At 66.3% G+C, this 19,445-nt stretch carries 16 protein-coding genes; all 16 read left to right on the plus strand.

From position 1 onward, the window contains the following. The 16 genes from ACJ7Z0_RS16915 (at position 1) to tssE (ending at position 19,326) form a co-directional block, all read left to right on the plus strand. The gene (locus ACJ7Z0_RS16915; protein ID WP_434790740.1) at positions 1-585 is read left to right on the plus strand and encodes an amino acid synthesis family protein; all 585 of its coding nucleotides are present in this window, start codon (positions 1-3) and stop codon (positions 583-585) included. 86 nt (positions 586-671) lie between these two features. Continuing rightward, entirely contained in the window at positions 672-1,877 is a 1,206-nt protein-coding gene (locus ACJ7Z0_RS16920) for an ABC transporter substrate-binding protein (RefSeq protein WP_434790741.1), read from the plus strand. Between the two features lie 30 nt (positions 1,878-1,907). Beyond that, positions 1,908-3,833 carry an ABC transporter permease gene (locus tag ACJ7Z0_RS16925; protein WP_434790742.1) on the plus strand — a complete coding sequence of 642 codons (1,926 nt, stop codon included), beginning with the start codon at positions 1,908-1,910 and terminating at the stop codon, positions 3,831-3,833. Positions 3,834-4,546: 713 nt separating this feature from the next. Beyond that, complete coding sequence (locus ACJ7Z0_RS16930) at positions 4,547-5,350, plus strand: ABC transporter ATP-binding protein (protein WP_434790743.1); 804 nt, start codon at positions 4,547-4,549, stop codon at positions 5,348-5,350. Next, positions 5,347-6,081, plus strand: a complete 735-nt coding sequence (locus ACJ7Z0_RS16935; RefSeq protein WP_369653834.1) for an ABC transporter ATP-binding protein — start codon at positions 5,347-5,349, stop codon at positions 6,079-6,081. Before ACJ7Z0_RS16930 ends, ACJ7Z0_RS16935 begins: the two co-directional genes overlap by 4 nt. Positions 6,082-6,130: 49 nt before the next feature. After that, the gene (gene pncA, locus ACJ7Z0_RS16940) at positions 6,131-6,853 is read left to right on the plus strand and encodes a bifunctional nicotinamidase/pyrazinamidase (protein WP_093022452.1); all 723 of its coding nucleotides are present in this window, start codon (positions 6,131-6,133) and stop codon (positions 6,851-6,853) included. Between the two features lie 66 nt (positions 6,854-6,919). Then, the gene (locus ACJ7Z0_RS16945; RefSeq protein WP_434790744.1) at positions 6,920-8,080 is read left to right on the plus strand and encodes an ABC transporter substrate-binding protein; all 1,161 of its coding nucleotides are present in this window, start codon (positions 6,920-6,922) and stop codon (positions 8,078-8,080) included. Next, positions 8,058-8,558: a (2Fe-2S)-binding protein gene (locus tag ACJ7Z0_RS16950; RefSeq protein WP_434790745.1), complete on the plus strand. Its 501-nt coding sequence runs from the start codon at positions 8,058-8,060 to the stop codon at positions 8,556-8,558. Before ACJ7Z0_RS16945 ends, ACJ7Z0_RS16950 begins: the two co-directional genes overlap by 23 nt. 169 nt (positions 8,559-8,727) lie before the next feature. Next, a complete protein-coding gene (locus ACJ7Z0_RS16955) occupies positions 8,728-12,576 on the plus strand; it encodes a molybdopterin cofactor-binding domain-containing protein (RefSeq protein ID WP_434790746.1) in 3,849 nt (1,282 codons plus the stop codon). Between the two features lie 86 nt (positions 12,577-12,662). Continuing rightward, on the plus strand, positions 12,663-13,850 hold the full coding sequence (locus tag ACJ7Z0_RS16960; RefSeq protein WP_434790747.1) for a fumarylacetoacetate hydrolase family protein: 1,188 nt from the start codon (positions 12,663-12,665) through the stop codon (positions 13,848-13,850). Positions 13,851-13,984: 134 nt separating this feature from the next. Beyond that, positions 13,985-15,070, plus strand: coding sequence for a type VI secretion system protein TssA (gene tssA / locus ACJ7Z0_RS16965; RefSeq protein WP_434790748.1), 1,086 nt, complete (start codon positions 13,985-13,987; stop codon positions 15,068-15,070). An 84-nt stretch (positions 15,071-15,154) separates the two neighbouring features. Further along, complete coding sequence (gene tssB / locus ACJ7Z0_RS16970; RefSeq protein WP_431125875.1) at positions 15,155-15,724, plus strand: type VI secretion system contractile sheath small subunit; 570 nt, start codon at positions 15,155-15,157, stop codon at positions 15,722-15,724. An 18-nt stretch (positions 15,725-15,742) separates the two neighbouring features. Further along, positions 15,743-17,254 (plus strand): type VI secretion system contractile sheath large subunit, encoded by a 1,512-nt coding sequence (gene tssC, locus ACJ7Z0_RS16975; RefSeq protein WP_431125873.1) that lies wholly within the window; start codon positions 15,743-15,745, stop codon positions 17,252-17,254. 47 nt (positions 17,255-17,301) lie between these two features. Beyond that, positions 17,302-17,784, plus strand: coding sequence for an Hcp family type VI secretion system effector (locus ACJ7Z0_RS16980; protein ID WP_215245743.1), 483 nt, complete (start codon positions 17,302-17,304; stop codon positions 17,782-17,784). A 118-nt stretch (positions 17,785-17,902) separates the two neighbouring features. Continuing rightward, a complete protein-coding gene (locus ACJ7Z0_RS16985; protein ID WP_434790749.1) occupies positions 17,903-18,769 on the plus strand; it encodes a type VI secretion system accessory protein TagJ in 867 nt (288 codons plus the stop codon). Positions 18,770-18,798: 29 nt separating this feature from the next. Beyond that, entirely contained in the window at positions 18,799-19,326 is a 528-nt protein-coding gene (gene tssE, locus ACJ7Z0_RS16990; RefSeq protein ID WP_431132384.1) for a type VI secretion system baseplate subunit TssE, read from the plus strand. Positions 19,327-19,445: the final 119 nt, after the last annotated feature.

Here is a 19,445-nt window from a genome sequence, read left to right on the forward strand (position 1 = left end):
ATGACCGCCAACATCCGCAAGCTCGTCGTGCAGGTCGACGAGACCCGCAAGGAAATGGGACAGGACATCGATCCGCCCACGCGCCGCGCCGTCGCCATCGCGGTGATCGAGAACCCCTATGCGGGCCGCTTCAGCGAGAACCTCGACGAGCTGATCGCCATCGGCGAAGAGCTTGGCGCGCTCCTGGGCCAGAAGGCCGTGAAGGCGCTGGGCATCGAGCCCGGCCAGGCGCAGAGCTATGGCAAGGCCGCCATCGTCGGCGAGAGCGGCGAGCTCGAGCATGCGGCTGCCATCCTGCATCCCAAGCTTGGCGCGCCGCTGCGCGTGGCGGTTGAAAAGGGCGCGGCACTCGTGCCCTCGGCCAAGAAGCGCGGCACCCTGGGCACGGCCATCGACGTGCCGCTCGGCCACAAGGATGCGGCTTTCGTTCGCAGCCACTTCGACGCCGTCGAGGCGCGCGTGTCCGACGCGCCGCGCGCCAACGAGATCGTGGTGGCGGTTGCCGTCACCGACAGCGGCCGTCCGCTGCCCCGCATCGGCGGGCTGCAGGCCAGCGAGATCAAGGGCGAAGACGGGCTGCGCTGAGCCGTCCACCCTTCACGCGCATCCACGTTCCCGCGATTTCTTTTTTCTTTCTTTCTCTTTCTGTTTCGATCCCAAGGAGCTTCCCCATGAACCCATTGCGTCACGTCTTCAGCGCCGCGGCAGTTGCCACGCTGGCCACGGCCCTCGTTCCTGCCCATGCCCAGGGCGTGATCAAGATCGGCGAGGTCAACAGCTACAAGGCCCAGCCCGCCTTCCTCGAGCCCTACAAGAAGGGCATGGAGCTGGCCGTGGAAGAGATCAACGCCAAGGGCGGCGTCAACGGCCGCAAGGTCGAACTCATCACCCGTGACGACAACGCCAACCCCGGCGATGCGGTGCGCGTGGCCGAGGAGCTGGTCGCGCGCGAGAAGATCGACGTGCTCACCGGCACCTTCCTGTCGAACACCGGCCTGGCCGTGGCCGACTTCGCCAAGCAGAAAAAAATCTTCTTCCTGGCCGGTGAACCGCTGACCGACAAGATGACCTGGCAGGGCGGCAACGAATACACCTTCCGCCTGCGCCCCGGCACCTACATGCAGGCCGCGATGCTGGTGCCCGAAGCGGCCAAGCTCAAGAAGAAGCGCTGGGCCATCGTGTACCCCAACTACGAATACGGCCAGTCGGCCGTGGCCGCATTCAAGACGCTCTTGAAGGCCGCGCAGCCCGATGTCGAGTTCGTCGCCGAACAGGCGCCGCCGCTCGGCAAGGTCGATGCGGGCGCCGTGGTGCAGGCGTTGGCCGACGCCAAGCCCGACGCGATCTTCAACGTGCTGTTCGGCGCCGACCTTTCCAAGTTCGTGCGCGAAGGCAACACCCGCGGCCTCTTCAAGGACCGCACGGTGGTGAGCGTGCTCACCGGCGAGCCCGAGTACCTCGACCCGCTGAAGGACGAAACGCCCAACGGCTGGATCGTGACCGGCTATCCCTGGTACGGCATCCAGACGCCCGAGCACAAGGCCTTCTTCCTTGCGTACCACGGCAAGTACAAGGACTACCCGCGCCTGGGCTCGGTGGTTGGCTACACCATGATCAAGTCGGTGGCGGCCGGCATCGAAAAAGCCAAGAGCACCGAGACGCCCAAGCTCATTGCCGCCTTCAAGGGCCTGCAGGTTGACTCGCCCTTCGGCAAGATCAGCTATCGCGCCGAAGACCACCAGTCGACCATGGGTGCTTTCGTCGGCAAGACGAAGAACGACAACGGCAAGGGCGTGATGGTCGACTACACGTATTTCGATGGCGCCAAGTTCCAGCCGAGCGCGGCCGACGTGAAGAAATCGCGCGCCGCAGACTGATCCTTTTTTCTTCCCGGAACGCTTGCACCCATGAGCCTCTCGTCCCTGCTGCTTCAGTTCCTGACCGGGCTGTCGTCTGCTTCGTCGCTGTTCCTCGTGGGGGCCGGCCTTTCGTTGATCTTCGGTGTCACGCGCATCGTCAACTTTGCGCATGGCTCCTTCTTCATGGTGGGCATCTACCTCGCCTACACGCTGGTCGACAAACTCGGCACGCTCGGCTTCTGGCCGGCCGTGCTGATCGCCGCCCTCGCGGTGGGCGTGATCGGCGCGCTGATCGAGATGGTGCTGCTGCGCCGCATCTACAAGTCGCCCGAGCTGTTCCAGCTGCTGGCCACTTTTGCACTGGTGCTCGTCATCAAGGATGCGGTGCTCTATGTCTGGGGGCCGGACGAATTGCTCGGCCCGCGCGCACCGGGCCTGTCGGGTTCGGTCGACATCCTGGGGCGGCAGTTCCCGACCTATGACCTGTTCCTGATCGTCGTCGGACCGGTGGTGCTGGGTCTCATGTGGCTGCTGCTCACGCGAACCCGCTGGGGCACGCTGGTGCGCGCCGCCACGCAAGACCGCGAGATGGTCAGCGCGCTGGGCGTGAACCAGGCCTGGCTGTTCACCGCGGTGTTCGCGCTCGGCGCCACGCTCGCGGCACTCGGCGGTGCGCTGCAGCTGCCGCGCGAGCCGGCCACGCTGGCCATGGACCTCAACACCATCGGCGCGGCCTTCGTGGTGGTGGTGGTGGGTGGCATGGGCTCGATTCCCGGCGCCTATGTGGCGGCGCTGCTGCTGTCCGAAATCAAGGCGGTGTGCATCTGGCTCGGCGTGGTCGAGATCTTCGGCTACAGCGTGTCGTTCTCCAAGCTCACGCTGGTGGTCGACTTCATCGTGATGGCCATCGTGCTGGTGTGGCGCCCCTGGGGCCTGCTGGGCCGCCCGCAGGCGCCGAGCCGCTACGTGGGCATGCAGGAAGAGCCACTGCGGCGCGCGAGCAAGGGCTACCTGTGGCTCGTCGCCGCGCTCGGCCTCGCGCTCATGGCCATGCCGCTGCTCACCGCAGATTCACCCTACACCACGGTGCTGATGATCGACCTGCTGATTGCGGCGCTCTTTGCGGCCAGTCTGCACTTCATCATGGGCCCGGCGGGCATGCACTCGTTCGGCCATGCGGCGTACTTCGGCCTCGGTGCCTACGGCGCCGCTCTGCTGGTGCGTGCGAGCGGCATGCCGATGGAACTCGCCCTCGTCGTCGCGCCGCTGGTGGCCGCCATCGGCGCTTTCGTCTACGGCTGGTTCGCGGTGCGGCTCTCGGGCGTGTACCTTGCGATGCTCACGCTCGCTTTTGCGCAGATCACCTGGGCCGTGGTCTACCAGTGGGATTCGTTCACCGGCGGCAGCAACGGGCTCACCGGCGTCTGGCCTTCGGAGTGGCTGTCGGACAAGCGCACCTACTACTGGCTCACGCTGGTGCTCGTGGCGGCCGGCATCCTGATGCTGCGCCGCGTGCTGTTCTCGCCGTTCGGCTATGCGCTGCGCGCGGGGCGCGATTCGGTGCTGCGCGCCGATGCCATCGGTATCGACGTCAAGCGCATGCAATGGACCGCTTTTGTCATCGCGGGGGCCGCGGCTGGACTGGCCGGGTCGCTCTATGCTTTTTCCAAGGGCAGCATTTCGCCTGAAAGCCTGAGTGTGGACAAGTCGGTGGATGGGCTGGTGATGGTGCTGCTTGGGGGTATCCAGACGCTGGCGGGGCCGGTGGTGGGGGCTGTGACTTTCAGCTGGCTGCATGACACGGTGGCGCGCAATACCGATTACTGGCGGGCTACGTTGGGGGCGATCATCTTGCTGTTGGTGTTGCTGTTTCCGCAGGGGATTGCTGGGTTTGCCAAACAGCTTAGCGATCGTTTGATGCGGGGGCGTCGCCGTCCGGAGGTGGATGTTGCTTTGAAGGAGAAGCGGACTTGAGGGGCGGTTGTTCGTCTGTTGCGCTTTCTTTTTGGTTCCGAGGCCGGGTCTCGCCCCGGCGGGCGACTCACTTTCTTTGCTTCGCCAAAGAAGGTAAGCAAAGAAAGGCGACCCCTACTGTCTGCGTCCCTTCGCTGCGCTACGGGCAACCTGCGGTGCTCGACTCCGGCGGGGGTCCGCAGAACTCGCTTCGCTCAAACAGCTGCGGCCCTGATCCCGCCTCCATCTGCGCTCCTCGACGCATACAGAAGGGGTGGGAGCGGGCAGCCTTCGCTCTCGCTCGGCCCCAAGACCAACAGCCAATACCGAAGTACGCGCCAATACCAACCACCGCGGCGCGCAGCGCCGCGGTGGCCTGGTGGCCGAGCGAAGCAAAGGCCCGTTCGGTCTCCAAGCCCCTCTGTATGCGCCGAGGAGCGCAGGGTTTCGCGGATCAGGGCTCGCAGCTGTTTGAGCGAAGCGAGTTCTGCGAGACCCCGCGAAACCCGAGCACCGCAGGTTGCCCCGTAGCGAAGCGCAGGGGTCGCAGACAGTGGGGTCGCCTTTTCTTTGCTTACTTTCTTTTGGCGAAGCAAAAGAAAGTGAGTCGCCCGCCGGGGCGACACCCGGCCTCGGGAAGCAAACGATCGGCACTGATCGAAATATCGGCAGCGATAGAAAGGCCGCTCGCCCTCACCCCAACCCTCTCCCAAAGGGAGAGGGAGTAAATCCAAATGACCCTTCTCAAAGTAGACAACCTCGGCAAATCGTTCGGCGGCGTCAAGGCCGTGGACGGCATCAGCTTCGAGCTCAAAGCAGGCGAGCTGCTCGCCCTCATCGGCCCGAATGGCGCCGGCAAGTCCACCACCTTCAACATGGTGAACGGCCAGCTCAAGGCCGACCAGGGCTCGATCGTGTTCGACGGCCATGAACTCGTGGGGCAGAAGCCGCGCGACATCTGGCGCCTGGGCGTGGGCCGCACCTTCCAGATCGCCGAAACCTTTGCATCGCTCACCGTCGCCGAGAACGTGCAGATGGCCATGCTCTCGCACGACGGCAAGCTGTTCTCGATGTGGCGCCGCGCGGCGGACCACAAGCGCGACGAGGCGCTGGCGCTGCTCGACCAGGTCGGCATGAAGGCACAGGCCGACCGGCCCTGCAGCGAGCTTGCCTACGGCGACGTCAAGCGCGTGGAGCTTGCGATCGCGATGGCCAATGCGCCCAAGCTGCTGCTGATGGACGAGCCCACCGCTGGCATGGCGCCGAAGGAGCGCAACTCGCTGATGGCGCTGACCAAGGAGCTGGTGGTCCAGCGCGGCCTGGCGGTGCTGTTCACCGAACACAGCATGGACGTGGTGTTCGCGTACGCCGACCGCATGATCGTGCTGGCCCGCGGCCGCCTCATTGCGCAGGGCAAGCCGCTCGAGATCCGCGACCACCCGAAGGTGCAGGAGGTGTACTTCGGCAGTGGCAAGACCTTCGAGAAGATTGCAGAAAAAGCCGCGGCAGTGAACGCGGCCGTGGGAGCAACGGTATGAGCACGCACGAAACCCTGTTGAAGGCGAACTCGCTGTGCGCCTGGTATGGCGCCGCACAGATCCTGTACGACGTGGATCTTGAAGTGCGCCGTGGCGAGGTCGTCGCGCTCATGGGGCGCAATGGCGCGGGCAAGTCGACCACGCTCAAGACGCTGATCGGCATGCTCGCCAAGCGCAAGGGCAACGTCAGCTTCCTCGGCCACGACATCTCGAAGAGCGAGCCTCATCACGCGGCGAAGCTCGGCCTCGGTTTCGTGCCTGAAGACCGCCGCGTGTTCACCGATCTCACGGTGATGGAGAATCTCGAGGTCGGCAAGCAGCCGCCGCGCCGCTGGGCCGACGGCGCCGAGGCGCCGCTGTGGACGCCTGAGCGGCTGTTCAAGCTCTTTCCCAACCTGGGCGAAATGCCCAACCGCCCGGGCGGCCGTATGAGCGGCGGCGAGCAGCAGATGCTCACCGTGGCGCGCACGCTCATGGGCAACCCCTACCTGGTGCTGCTGGACGAGCCTTCGGAAGGCGTGGCGCCCGTCATCGTCGAACAGATGGCCAACATGATCCTGGAGCTCAAGGCGCAGGGCGTGAGCATCCTGCTGTCGGAACAGAACATGCATTTCGCCGAGCTGGTGTCCGACCGGGCCTACGTGCTCGAGAAGGGCCAGATCCGCTACCACGCCACCATGGCAGAGCTCGCGGCCAACGAAGAGGTGCGCCGCGCCTACCTGAGCGTCTAGCCCGCGGGCGCCCTTCGTTCCCTATTCATCAACCACCGGAGCACACACCATGCACGACTCGCACCGCAGATCCCTTCTGAAGTCCACGGCCGCATTGAGCTTGCTCGGTGCGACCGGAACGCTGTTCGCGGCCTCGAAGCTCAAGCCCAACGACAAGTCCGCGCTGATCGTCATCGACGTGCAGAACTGTTTCGTCGACGGCGGCACGCTGCCCGTCAAGGGCGGCGCCGAGGTGGTGCCGGTGATCAACAAGCTGGCCGAATCGTTCGAGAACATCGTGGTCACGCAAGACTGGCACACGCAAGGCCATGCGTCGTTCGCGAGCGCGCATGCCGGCCAGAAGCCGTTCAGCAGCATCAAGCTCTCGTACGGCAACCAAGTGCTCTGGCCCGACCACTGCGTGCAGGGCACCGACGACGCCGCGCTGCACAAGGACCTGAAGCTGCCCACCGCGCAAGTCATCATCCGCAAGGGCTTCCACAAGGGCGTGGACAGTTATTCCGCCTTCGAGGAGGCTGACCGCAAGACCGCCACCGGCCTGGGCGGCTACCTCAAGCAGCGCGGCATCAAGACGGTCTACGTGGCCGGGCTGGCCACCGACTTCTGCGTGGCATGGACCGCGCTCGATGCGCGCAAGGCCGGCTTCGAGGTCTACGTGATCGAAGATGCCACGCGCGCCATCGACCTCAATGGCTCGCTCGCCGCGGCATGGAAGCAGATGACGGCCAAGGGCGTCAAGCGCATCCAGTCCTCGGACATCCAGGCGGCCTGAGCACCTTCTCTGCCGCCACAATCACCACCTTCGCAACCACAACGACAGCAAAGAGCTTGACGACGCATGACGATTTCGATTTCAAGGCGCGCCCTGGTGGCGGGCGGCGCAGCCCTGGCAATGGGTCCTGGTCTTCTACGTTCGGCGCGCGCCGATAACGGCGTCACCGACAGCCTCATCCGCATCGGCCAGTCGGCCGTGTTCAGCGGTCCGGCCAAGGACTTCGGCGTCGATTACCGCGCGGGTATCAAGCTCTATTTCGACCGGACCAACAAATCCGGTGGCATCAACGGCCGCAAGATCGAACTCGTCTCGTACGACGATGCCTACGACCCCGCGAAGACGGCCCTCAACACGGCCAAGCTGATCGACGAGGACAAGGTCTTCGCGCTCGCGGGCTTCGTAGCCACCGGCAACCTCGCGGCGGCGATGCCGCTGGCCGAGAAGGCGGGCGTTCCCATGTTCGCGCCGCTGGTGGGCACCAGCTCGTTTCGCGCCAAGGTCAACCGCCTGCTGTTTCACGTACGTGCCGGCTACGACCTCGAGCTGCGCAAGATCATCAGCCATCTTTCGACCATCAGCCTCTCGTCGATTGCCGTGGTCTACCAGGACAGCGCCTTCGGCAAGTCGAACCTCGCCACCTGCGAGAAGCTCGCCGCCGAATACAAGGTGCAGGTCGTGAAATCGCTGCCGCTGGCCATTACCGCCGAAGACGCCAAGCAGGTCGTCGCCGGACTGGCCGAAGCCAAGCCTGGCGCGGTCGTGATGATCATGGCGGGGCGCATGGTCGAGGTCTTCATGCGCGACTACCGTGCGAACGGCGGCGCGGCGCCGCTCTACACGCTGTCGGTCGGCATCACCGATGCGACGGGTTCCGCCAAGCGTCTCGAAGGCAAGCTCGCGGGCCTGGTCACGGCCAGCATCGTGCCGCCGCCGGAAGCACTGCGCGTGCCCATCGTGGCCGACTACCAGCGCGACCGCGCCGAGTTCGGCGAGAAGATCGACGGCTACACGGCGCTCGAAGGCTACATCGCCTCGCGCGTGATGGTCGAAGGCCTGCGCCGCGCGGGCAAGACGCTCACGCGCGACAGCTTCATCGCGGGGCTCGAAAGCATCGGCAACACGCGCTTCGGCGATTTCCCGGTCGAGTACAGCGCGAAGAACCACAACGGCTCGACCTTCGTGGACCTGGAGATGTACACCCGTGACGGACAGCTGCGGCGCTGAGCCGCTGCAATTGCAGGTCAACGGCCAGGCCTGTTCGATTCCGGGCGTGCCGCGCGAGGCCACGCTGCTGCACCTGCTGCGCAACGACCTCGGCCTGAACGGGCCAAAGTACGGTTGCGGCCTCGGCCAGTGCGGCGCCTGCACCGTGCATGTCGATGGCGTGGCGGCTCGTGCCTGCGTGATTCCCGCGCATGGCGTGGCGGGCCGCGCGGTCACTACGCTTGAAGGTCTTGGCACGCGCGGCCACTGGCATCCAGTACAGGCTGCCTTTGAAGACGCCCAGGCTGCGCAGTGCGGCTATTGCCTCAACGGCATGGTGATGCAGGCCGCGGCGCTGCTCGCGCGCGATCCGCATGCGAGCGAGGCGCGCATCCGCAGCGAACTCTCGGGCAACCTGTGCCGCTGCGGAACGCATATCGAAATTCTGGATGCGGTGCAGCGGGCCGCGGTACGTATGCGCGAAATGGTGCGTCCATGAGCCGCTTGTCTTGTCCCCTCTCCCTCCGGGAGAGGGCTAGGGTGAGGGCGGCGGCCTTCGCACAAGCACGGCTCCAGCCATCGCCGCCGGCCCTCACCCCAGCCCTCTCCCAGAGGGAGAGGGAGCAAGACAGGGAGAGGGAGCAAGACAGGGAGAGGGGGCAGAAACCGTGACTCGACGCGCCGATCTCCCGCAGACGCGCGCGGAGTTTCTCTCGGCCAACGGCGTGCTGCTGGTGGTGCGCGAGACGCCGCCCGCACCACCCCCCGCCAAGGGCCAGCCCACGGCCGTCGCGGGGAACCCCATCGAGGGCGACGAAATCCTGCTTGCGGTGTGGGACGACGGCAGCGCGTCGGCGCTCAACGGCCACGTCGATCTGGGCACCGGCATCCAGACCGCGTTGGCGCAGATCGTGGCCGAAGAGCTCGACCTCGGCATGCCCTGCGTGCGCATGATGCTCGGCGATACCGCACGCGCGCCCAACCAGGGCGCAACCATCGCAAGCGCCTCGATCCAGATCCATTCGCAGCCGCTGCGCCTGGCCGCCGCGCAGGCGCGTGCATGGCTGCTTGCGCGCGCGGCCGAGCGGCTCGGCATGCCGGTGGACGCGCTGCAGGTGCGCAACGGCGTGGTGCGCGTGGCCGATGAGCCCGATCGCCACGTCGACTATGCCGAGCTGATCGCGGGGCAGCGCACCGTGCTGCGGCTCGACCCCGCCGCCGAGCTCAAGCACCCGTCCGACTACCGCATCGTCGGCACGCGCCAGGCGCGCGTGGACATTCCCGCCAAGCTCGCGGGCGAGAGCGTCTTCGTGCACGACATGCGGGTGCCCGGCATGCTGCACGGCCGGGTGGTGCGACCACCATATGCCGGTGCGGACCATGGCGACTTCATCGGCAACACGCTCGAAGCGGTGGACGAATCGTCGATTGCGCACATTCCCGGCATCCGCGCGGTGGTGGTGATCCGCGACTTCGTCGGCATCGTGGCCGAGCGCGAAGAGCACGCCGAGCAGGCGCTGCGCCAACTGCGCGTCACGTGGAAAAGCTGGCCCGGCATGCCGGACCTTTCCGACCTGGCGCAGGCCCTGCGCGACAACCCCTCGACGCAGCGCCTGCTGGTCGATGAAGGCGACGTCGATGGTGCGATCGCCGCGGCCGCGCAGCCGATGCATCGCACCTACGTGTGGCCCTACCAGATGCACGCGTCCATCGGACCTTCGTGCGCGCTCGCCGAATGGCAACCGCAGGATGGCGGCGGCGTCGGTTCCGCCGCCGGGCCGCTCCCAAGGCGGAACGCGCCCCCTTCGGGGGGCAGCGACCCACACGCAGTGGGGGAGCGTGGGGGCATTGTCCTGCGCTGCTGGGCCGGCTCGCAGAATCCCCACGTGCTGCGCGCCGATCTTGCAAAGCTCATGGGTGTGGACGACGTGCAGGTCGACGTCATCCGCATGGAAGCCGCGGGCTGCTACGGCCGCAATGGTGCCGACGACGTGGCGGCCGACGCCGCACTGCTTGCCCGCGCCGTGGGCGCGCCGGTGCGCGTGCAGCTCACGCGCGAACAGGAGCACGCCTGGGAGCCCAAGGGCGCCGCGCAACTGATGGAAGTGGATGGCGGCCTCATGGCCGATGGGCGCATCGCGGCCTACGATTTCGAGACCTCGTACCCGTCGAACGGTGCGCCCACGCTCGCGCTGCTACTCACGCGCACCATCGAACCGGCGGCGCAGGCCTTCGAGATGGGCGACCGCACGGCGCGTCCACCCTACAGCGTCGACAACCTGCGCGTGAAGGTCAACGACATGGCGCCGATCGTGCGCGCCTCGTGGCTGCGCGGCGTGTCGGCGTTGCCGAGTTCGTTCGCGCACGAGTCGTACATCGACGAGCTGGCCACCGCGGCTGGCGTCGATCCGGTGCAGTTCCGCCTGCGCCACCTGGATGATCCGCGCGCCGTCGAGCTCGTGCAGGCCACCGCGCAGAAAGCCGGCTGGCGCATGCGCACCGGCCCAGAGGAGAACGCCGACGGCGGGCTGGGCGAGGGCGGCGACATTCTCTTCGGCCAAGGCTTTGCCTATGCGCGCTACATCCACAGCAAGTGGCCCGGCTTCGGCGCCGCCTGGGCTGCATGGGTGGCCGACGTCGAGGTCAACCGCAAGACTGGCGAAGTGCACGTGCGCCGCGTGGTGGTGGGGCACGACGCGGGGCTCGTGATCAACCCCGCGGGCGTCGAGCACCAGGTACACGGCAACGTGATCCAGACCACCAGCCGCGCGCTCAAGGAAGAGGTGCAGTTCGCGCCGCAGCAGGGCGCTGCAAAGGGTGGTCCGCAACTGCCCGGCGTGCTGCCCTCGGGCGTGGTCGCGAGCCGCGAATGGGGCAGTTATCCGATCATCAACTTCCGCGACGTGCCGGTGGTCGAGATCATGCATATGCCAAGGCCTGGCGAGCCTTCGCTGGGGGCGGGCGAGTCGTCTTCGGTGCCGGGAACGGCGGCCATTGCAAATGCGATCTTCGATGCGACGGGGGTGCGGTTTCGGGAGCCGCCGTTCACGCCGGAGAAGGTGCTGGCTGCGCTCAGTCCCTTGACCGCGGATTTGCCCCCTCTCCCTCCGGGAGAGGGTTGGGGTGAGGGCGAGCGGCCTTTGAACGGGGACGCCGTCGCACCCTCATCCCAACCTTCTCCCAGAGGGAGAAGGAGCAATGCAGCCTGGCCGCAGCGCAAGGGCCTCCTCGCCACCGGCGCCGCCCTCTTCATCGGCGGCATCGGCCTCGTCGCCGGCCTGCTCGGCTGGCGCTCTTCCATCGCCCCCGTCTCGCTCAGCGCCCCGGTCTACAGCGAAGCCACCATCGAACGCGGCCGCGTGCTGGCCGCGCTCGGCGACTGCGCCGTGTGCCACACCGCACCGGGCGGCACACCTAACGCGGGCGGCCGCGCGATGGAGACGCCCTTCGGCACGCTCTACACCACCAACCTCACGCCCGATGCCGACACCGGTCTGGGCCGCTGGTCGTTCAGCGCTTTCCAGCGCGCGATGCGCGAAGGTGTCTCGCGCGACGGCCATCACCTGTACCCGGCATTTCCGTACACGGCATTCGCCAAGACCAGCGACGACGACCTGCAGGCGCTCTACGCCTACTTCATGTCGATGCCCGCGGTGCGCGCCGAAACGCCGAAGGCCGAGCTGAAGTTTCCGTTCAGCATGCGTCCGTTGATGGCCGGATGGAACGCGCTCTTCCACGATACGGCGCCCTTGCAGCCGGTGGCCACGCAAAGCGCGGAATGGAACCGCGGCGCCTACCTCGTCAACGGCCTCGGCCACTGCGGCGCGTGCCACACGCCGCGCAACGCGCTCGGCGCGGAGCAGGGCGGCAGCGCATTCTTGTCGGGCGCCATGGTCGACGGTTGGGAGGCACCGGCGCTCACCGGCCTTTCGAAGTCGGCCGTGCCATGGGACGCCGACGAGTTGTACCGCTACCTGCGCCAAGGCCATACGCAGCGCCATGGCATGGCCGGCGGCCCCATGGCGGAGGTGGTGCGTGAACTCGCAGAGGTGCCAGATGCCGACGTGCGCGCCATGGCCACCTACCTCGCGTCTTTCAATCCGGCGCCGGCAGCCGAGCCGCAGGCCGTGGCACAGCAGGTGGTCGACACCGCCGCGCGCACGCAGGGCAAGCTGCTCGGCCCCGCGCCGCGCATGTTCGACAGTGCCTGCGCCTCGTGCCATCACGACGGCGACGGCCCCACGCTGCTCGGCGTGAACACGCCGCTCGCGCTCAACAGCAACCTCACGAGCGCGCGGCCCGACAACCTGCTGCGCACCATTCTCGATGGCGTGCGCGAGCCCGCGAGCCAGGGTATCGGCTTCATGCCGGCGTTCCGCGATGCGCTCGACGACCGCCAGATTGCCGAACTCGTGGGCTACATGCGCGCGCGCTTCGCACCGCAGGAGCCGGCGTGGAAGAACCTGCCGGCCGAAGTGGCGCGCGTGCGCGCGGCCCGCGGCCATGGCGCCGAATAGCGCACCAGTCTCCGGCCCGGCAGCGGCAAGGCAGACATTCATTCAGAATGTCCGTTCCCTGAACCACAAGCGCCTCCGGAGACAACATGCCCCTCGATCTTTCCACCGCCACCAGCCTTCCCCGCGACGCCGAGCGCGCCACACTCGTCGGCCGCATCTGGCAGCCCGGCGTGGGCCCCGTTCTCGTGGCGGTGCATGAGGGCGGCTTGCACGATCTCTCCCGGCTGGCGCCGACCATGAGCGACTTGCTCGAACGCGCCGAGTCTCCTTCGGCCAGCGTGCGCGATGCGGTGACTGCCGGCAAGGCCCCGCGCATCGCCGAGCTGGCCGCCGTGCTCGCCAACAGCGACGCGACTGCGCGCGACGAAGCGAAGCCATGGCTGCTCGCGCCCTGCGACCTGCAGGCCGTCAAGGCCAGCGGCGTGACCTTTGTCGAGAGCCTGCTCGAGCGCGTGATCGAAGAGCAGGCGCGCGGCGATGCATCGCGCGCCGAGGCCACGCGCGCGGCGCTCAGCGGCGTGCTCGGCGACAACCTTGCGGGCATCGTGCCCGGCTCGGCCGAAGCCGCGAAGGTCAAGGAGGTCTTGATCGGGCAGGGCGCATGGTCGCAGTACCTCGAAGTCGGCATCGGGCCCGACGCCGAGATCTTCACCAAGGCGCCGGTTCTCTCGGCCGTGGGCACCGGTGCCGACGTGGGCATTCATGCCGCATCGGTGTGGAACAACCCCGAGCCCGAGGTCGTGCTCGCGGTCAACAGCCGCGGCGAGACACTCGGCGCCGCGCTTGGCAACGACGTCAACCTGCGCGACTTCGAAGGCCGCAGCGCGTTGCTGCTCGGCAAGGCCAAGGACAACAACGCCTCCTGCGCCATCGGTCCGTTCATCCGTTTGTTCGATGCGCATTTCGGCATCGACGATGTGCGCCGCATCACGGTGGCACTCGAAGTGACGGGGCCCGAAGGCTTCACGCTCGAGGGCTCGAGCTCGCTCGCAAAGATCAGCCGCGATCCGCTCGACCTGGTCTCGCAAGCCATCGGCGCGCACCATGACTATCCCGACGGCTTCATGCTTTTCCTCGGCACGATGTTCGCGCCGACACAAGACCGTCATGGTCCTGGGCAAGGATTCACGCACGTCGTCGGCGACCGCGTGCGCATCGCAGCACCGGAACTCGGCGCACTCGTGAACCGCGTGGTCCATTCGGATAAAGCACCACGGTGGACTTTTGGCCTCAGTGCGCTGATGCGCAATCTTGCGAGCCGCGGACTGCTGTAAACGTTCTTTCTACGCTTTAAAAGGAGTTGTACTCCTTTGTGATTCATAGGCGGCACGTAGCAATGTGTTGCTGTTGACCGCGCTTCGCGTTCCCCTCAAGATAACCATTGTTGATGGTTATTAATAAAAGGGAGATGGGGTTGTCGCCGAGCGAGATAGAACTATTGCAGTCGCCTGTTGAAGGCCCGCTACCGTGCGGCGAAGACCTCGAATACGACCCCGACTTCATGGCGCTGCAGCAGGCTGCGACAGGAAAGCGGGAGCAGCAGTTCGGCTCCACCATCATTCCCGCGGAGCCACCCGACTGGGCCCGTGTCGAGCGCATTGCAAAGCAGCTGTGCCAACGCACGCTCGACGTACGCGTGCTGGTTCTGCTGACGCTGGCGTGGACCGAGAGCCGCGGCCTTCCCGGCTATGTCGATGGGTTGCGCGTGGTGGACGGCATCCTGCAAAAGTATTGGGACGACGTGCATCCGCGCGTGGTCGATGGCGATTTCGAAGACCCGCTGCCGCGCATGAATGCGCTGGCTGCATTGGCCGAAGCCGAGGGACTCGGACGCAGCGTGCGCGACGCACGTCTGCTCGAGGATGGCGCATCGATGAGCCTGCGGCAGGTCGAGGCACTGCTTGATTCAAGCAAGGCCGACCAGATCGATTACCCGGGCGGCATCGGCCGGCTGCGGGAAGTGGCGCGCCGCGCGCAGGAAAAAACGGCAGCGCCGGTGATGGCATTGCATGCGGCGCTGGAGTTGCTGCAGCGGATTCGCGAGACCTCGGAACGCGCGCTGGGGCAAAGCTGGGCGCCTGACTTCTCGCGTCTCGAACGCTCGCTGCGCACCGTGGTCCAGCTGCTGCCCGAGCAGGCGCAGCCGGCGCCGGCCGAAGCATTGAAGGCCGAGAGCGGCAGCGAGCCGGCGCAAGCGACGGCATCGGCGGGACAGGGCATCGCGGGCTCCCCGAGCGGCGCGTCCGGCCAGCGGGTAGCAAGCATTAAAGATATTGAAATATCGAATCGTGATGATGTGCAGGTGTTGCTGGAAAAGGCGTGCCAATACATGGAACGCACCGAGCCCAGCCACCCGGCACCGATGCTCATCCGAAGAGCGCAAAGACTGCTGGACCTCAACTTCTTCCAGATCATCGAAGAACTCGTACCCGAGGGCTTGCAGAAGATAGAGAGCCTGGCGGGACGTTCGCTCGGCAGCAGCACCGCCGAATAGCGAGGCAGGCGGCAGCGCAAGAACACAAGGACAGACAGTCAGGGCAGGTCCGACCCACACGCACAGAGATTCAAGAGGAAGCTTATGGCAGACAACCGTGTCAGAAACAGTGGTCAGAAGTTCATCGCGCGCAACCGGGCGCCGCGCGTGCAGATCGAGTACGACGTCGAGATCTACGGCAGCGAACGCAAGATCCAGCTGCCCTTCGTGATGGGCGTGATCGCCGATCTCGCGGGCAAGCAGGTCGACCCGATGCCCGATCTCGCCGATCGCGATTTCATGGCCGTGGACATCGACAACTTCGACGACCGCATGAAGTCGATCAAGCCGCGCGTGGCCTTCCAGGTGCCCAACACGCTCACGGGCGAGGGCCAGATGAATGTCGACATCACCTTCGACAGCATGGACGACTTCTCGCCCGCGCGCATTGCACGCCAGGTGGGCGCGCTGCAGCACTTGCTCGAAGCACGCACCGAGCTTTCCAACCTGCTGTCCTACATGGACGGCAAGAACGGCGCCGAGCAGCTGATTGCCCAGGCGCTGCAGAACCCGGAGCTGCTCAAGTCGCTCGCCTCCGCACCCAATCCCGCCGTGGCCAAGGCGGTGGAAGCGGCGAACGAGAAGTCGGGCGCTCCCGGCAATTCTTCCGAGTAAGCCGACAGGACCTCCACCATGAGCACCGCATCCAAACAGACAGCAGCGCGCGCGCAGACCGCCACCATCGAGGCGCTCGAGCCCAACGAGTTCTCCGACCTGCTGCAGCGAGAGTTCAAGCCCAAGACCGACCAGGCCCGCGAGGCGGTGCAGAGCGCCGTCAAGACGCTGGCGGTGCAGGCGCTCGAAAGCACCGTCACCATCTCCAACGACGCCTACCGGACCGTGCAGGCGATCATCACCGAGATCGACCGCAAGCTCTCGGAGCAGATCAACCAGATCCTCCATCACGACGACTTCCAGCAGCTCGAAGGCGCATGGCGCGGCCTGCACTACCTGGTCAACAACACCGAGACCGACGAGCAGCTCAAGATCCGCGTGATGTGCGCGTCGAAGCGCGAAGTGGCGCGCTCGCTCAAGCGCCACAAGGGCATCGGCTGGGACCAGAGCCCGCTGTTCAAGAAGATCTACGAGCACGAGTACGGCCAGTTCGGCGGCGAGCCCTTCGGCGCGCTGATCGGCGACTTCCACTTCGACCACAGCCCGCCCGATGTCGAGATGCTCGGCGAAATGGCGAAGATCGCCGCGGCCGCGCACTGCCCCTTCATTGCCGGCGCATCGCCCACCGTGATGCAGATGGACTCGTGGCAGGAACTCTCGAACCCGCGCGACCTGACCAAGATCTTCCAGAACACCGAGCACACCGCATGGCGGTCGCTGCGCGAGTCGGAAGACGCGCGCTACATCGGCCTGGCCATGCCGCGCTTCCTGGCACGCCTGCCGTACGGCGCGCGCACCAACCCGGTCGACGAGTTCGAGTTCGAGGAAGAAACCGACTCGGCCCTGCACAACCGCTACACCTGGGCCAACTCGGCCTACGCCATGGGCGTGAACATCAACCGCTCGTTCAAGCAGTACGGCTGGTGCACCTCCATTCGCGGCGTGGAGTCGGGCGGCGCGGTCGAGAACCTGCCCACGCACACCTTCCCGACCGACGACGGCGGCGTGGACATGAAGTGCCCGACCGAGATCGCCATCAGCGACCGACGCGAGGCCGAGCTGGCCAAGAACGGATTCATGCCGCTGGTGCACCGCAAGAACTCCGACTTCGCGGCCTTCATCGGCGCGCAGTCGCTGCAGCAGCCGGCCGAGTACTACGACGCCGACGCCACGGCCAACGCCAACCTGGCGGCGCGCCTGCCGTACCTGTTTGCATGCTGCCGCTTCGCGCACTACCTGAAGTGCATCGTGCGCGACAAGATCGGTTCGTTCCGCGAGCGCGAGGACATGGAGCGCTGGCTCAACGACTGGATCATGAATTACGTGGACGGCAGCCCAGGCACGTCGTCCCAGGACACGAAGGCAATGAAGCCGCTGGCGGCGGCGGAGGTCCAGGTGGAAGCCATCGAGGACAACCCGGGCTACTACGCCGCCAAGTTTTTTCTCCGGCCGCACTATCAGCTCGAAGGGCTGACGGTGTCGTTGCGGCTGGTTTCGAAGCTGCCATCCAACAAGAAGGACAGCAGCTAGTTCAACGGTGTCCCGCAATCGGGCATATATAACTTTGGGGGTTAATCATGGCAGTAGACATGTTCATGCGCGTCGAGGGCGCAAACGGCGAATCCAAGGACTCGAACCATAAGGACTGGACGGATATCAAGTCGTTTGCATGGGGAGCGACGCAGCCTGGAAACATGGTCAGCGGCGGTGGCGGCGGTGTGGGCAAGGCGAGCTTCAATGACCTGCAGGTTCTTGCGCGCATCGACAAGGCGGCCCCGTCCGTCATGAAGAACTGCGCCAGCGGCAAGCACCTGAGCAAGGTCGAGGTGTCGTTGTGCAAGGCCGGTGGCTCGCAGATCGAATACACGCGCGTCACGCTGGAAGAAGTGCTGGTGACCTCGGTGCAGTACACGGCTGAGCAGAGTGGCGATGCGGTGCTGGTGCAGTTCGCGTTCCAGGCCGCCAAGGTGAAGCAGCAGTACTGGGAACAGACGGACAAGGGCGGCAAGGGCGCCGAAACCGTGCTGGCCTGGAACATCAAGGAAAACCGGGAATCCTGATTTCCCGCGATCCCGGCTGACCTGCGCGCGCCGCTTTTTTTGCGGCGCGCCGCAGGCCGGTCACCCGCAGATATTCACCGGCGGCCTCGGGCCGTGCGCGAGTCAATGAGGAAGTTTCATGGGCGATGGGTTTGCAGTGCTGGGCGAGCGCTCCGTGGCCGAGCACACCGAATGGGTACAGCGGCAGATTCGCGCGAGTCCCCAGAACGCCAGCCTGCGGCTTGCCCTCGGCCACTTTCTTGCGCTCCGGGGCGAGTGGCAGCGGGCTGAAGACCAGCTCAAGCTGGCCGCGAAGATCGATCCTTCTTTTGCTCCCGCCAGCGCCACCTGCGCGATGGCACTGGCAGGCGAGCGCCACCGAACCGATTTCTGGAATGGCGGCCGTGCGCCCGCCATCATTGCCGGCGAGGCCGACTGGGTCGCGGGGCTGGTGGCCGCCGCGGCGCTGCCGTTCGAGCGCGCCATCGAAGCGGCTGACCTGCGCGAAGGCGCGCGGCTGGCTGCGCCCGGATTGCAAGGCACCTTGAGCTGCGTCGACCGGTCCGATGTGCGTACCGCGCAGGCCATCGATGGCGAGCCTGTGGAAAGCATCGAGTTCGGCTGGCTGTGCGACGGCGACGTGCGCATTGGCGCGGTGCTCGAACTTCTCACGCCTTCGGGCTATGCATGGCTGCCGCTGCCGGCGGTGCGGCGCCTCAAGTTTTCCCGCCCGCAGCATCTGGTCGACCTGCTCTGGGCGCCGGCCGAGATCGTGCTGCAGGACGGCCGCGGACTCAACGGCCTGGTGCCGGTCCGCTACCCGGGCGCGCTCGATGCGCTCGACGATGAAACCATGCTGGGCCGACGCACCGACTGGCAGCCGCTGGCCGGCGAAGAACAGTACGCCGGCATCGGCCAGCGCACATTGATCAGCGAAGCCGGCGACCATTCGCTGCTCGATATCCGGCTCGTGGAGTTCGCTCCTGCAGAGAGTGCCGCGCAGTGAGTTCCGTACTGCCCGCCAGCCGCCCGGCCATGGAGGCCGACGGCGACCAGCAAGAGAGCGTTGCACGAGACCGCCTGCAACCGGTGCTGCTCGACCGCCTGACCGACAAGCAGCCGCAAAGCCGCCAGGAGCGCGCGGGCGCGTTCCTGATGAGCGGCAAGCTGCTGCGCGATTCGGTGCTGCGCGATCTGCAGTGGCTGCTCAACACCACCAACTTTGGCGCCGGCCACACCATCAACGCCATGCCGCGTGCGCGGCGCTCGGTCGTCAACTACGGCGTGCGCGGCTGGGCCGGCGGGCGCATGTCGGAGGTCGACTTCGCGGATGTGGAGGCTGCCATCCGCACCGCCATCATCGACTTCGAGCCGCGCATCATGAAGGACAGCATCGACGTGCGCTGCGTCACCGATGCCACCGACCTGGAGCACCACAACCTGCTCGCGCTCGAGATCCGCGGCACGCTGTGGTCGGTGCCCTATCCCATCGAATTCATCCTGCGCTCCGAGCTCGATCTCGAGAGCGGCCACATGGTCCTGCGCCCCACGGGAGGACTTTGATGCGCCAACTCAAGGTGCTGTCCCCGATTTGCTCCCTCTCCCCCTGGGAGAGGGTTGGGGTGAGGGCGACCGCCCCTAAAACGAGCCAAGACGCCTGCAAGGCCGAACCCCTCACCCTG

Source organism: Variovorax palleresanus, from assembly GCF_051144945.1.
In the GTDB taxonomy this organism is placed as follows: Bacteria; Pseudomonadota; Gammaproteobacteria; order Burkholderiales; family Burkholderiaceae_C; genus Variovorax; species Variovorax paradoxus_S.

Coding starts and splice junctions, on each gene's coding strand:
- tssB (WP_431125875.1), top strand. CDS start 15,155: ATGGCAGACAACCGTGTCAGAAACAGTGGTCAGAAGTTCATCGCGCGC.
- ACJ7Z0_RS16980 (WP_215245743.1), top strand. CDS start 17,302: ATGGCAGTAGACATGTTCATGCGCGTCGAGGGCGCAAACGGCGAATCC.
- tssA (WP_434790748.1), top strand. CDS start 13,985: ATGGGGTTGTCGCCGAGCGAGATAGAACTATTGCAGTCGCCTGTTGAA.
- pncA (WP_093022452.1), top strand. CDS start 6,131: ATGCACGACTCGCACCGCAGATCCCTTCTGAAGTCCACGGCCGCATTG.
- ACJ7Z0_RS16920 (WP_434790741.1), top strand. CDS start 672: ATGAACCCATTGCGTCACGTCTTCAGCGCCGCGGCAGTTGCCACGCTG.
- tssC (WP_431125873.1), top strand. CDS start 15,743: ATGAGCACCGCATCCAAACAGACAGCAGCGCGCGCGCAGACCGCCACC.
- ACJ7Z0_RS16960 (WP_434790747.1), top strand. CDS start 12,663: ATGCCCCTCGATCTTTCCACCGCCACCAGCCTTCCCCGCGACGCCGAG.
- tssE (WP_431132384.1), top strand. CDS start 18,799: ATGGAGGCCGACGGCGACCAGCAAGAGAGCGTTGCACGAGACCGCCTG.
- ACJ7Z0_RS16985 (WP_434790749.1), top strand. CDS start 17,903: ATGGGCGATGGGTTTGCAGTGCTGGGCGAGCGCTCCGTGGCCGAGCAC.
- ACJ7Z0_RS16915 (WP_434790740.1), top strand. CDS start 1: ATGACCGCCAACATCCGCAAGCTCGTCGTGCAGGTCGACGAGACCCGC.
- ACJ7Z0_RS16935 (WP_369653834.1), top strand. CDS start 5,347: ATGAGCACGCACGAAACCCTGTTGAAGGCGAACTCGCTGTGCGCCTGG.
- ACJ7Z0_RS16930 (WP_434790743.1), top strand. CDS start 4,547: ATGACCCTTCTCAAAGTAGACAACCTCGGCAAATCGTTCGGCGGCGTC.
- ACJ7Z0_RS16925 (WP_434790742.1), top strand. CDS start 1,908: ATGAGCCTCTCGTCCCTGCTGCTTCAGTTCCTGACCGGGCTGTCGTCT.
- ACJ7Z0_RS16945 (WP_434790744.1), top strand. CDS start 6,920: ATGACGATTTCGATTTCAAGGCGCGCCCTGGTGGCGGGCGGCGCAGCC.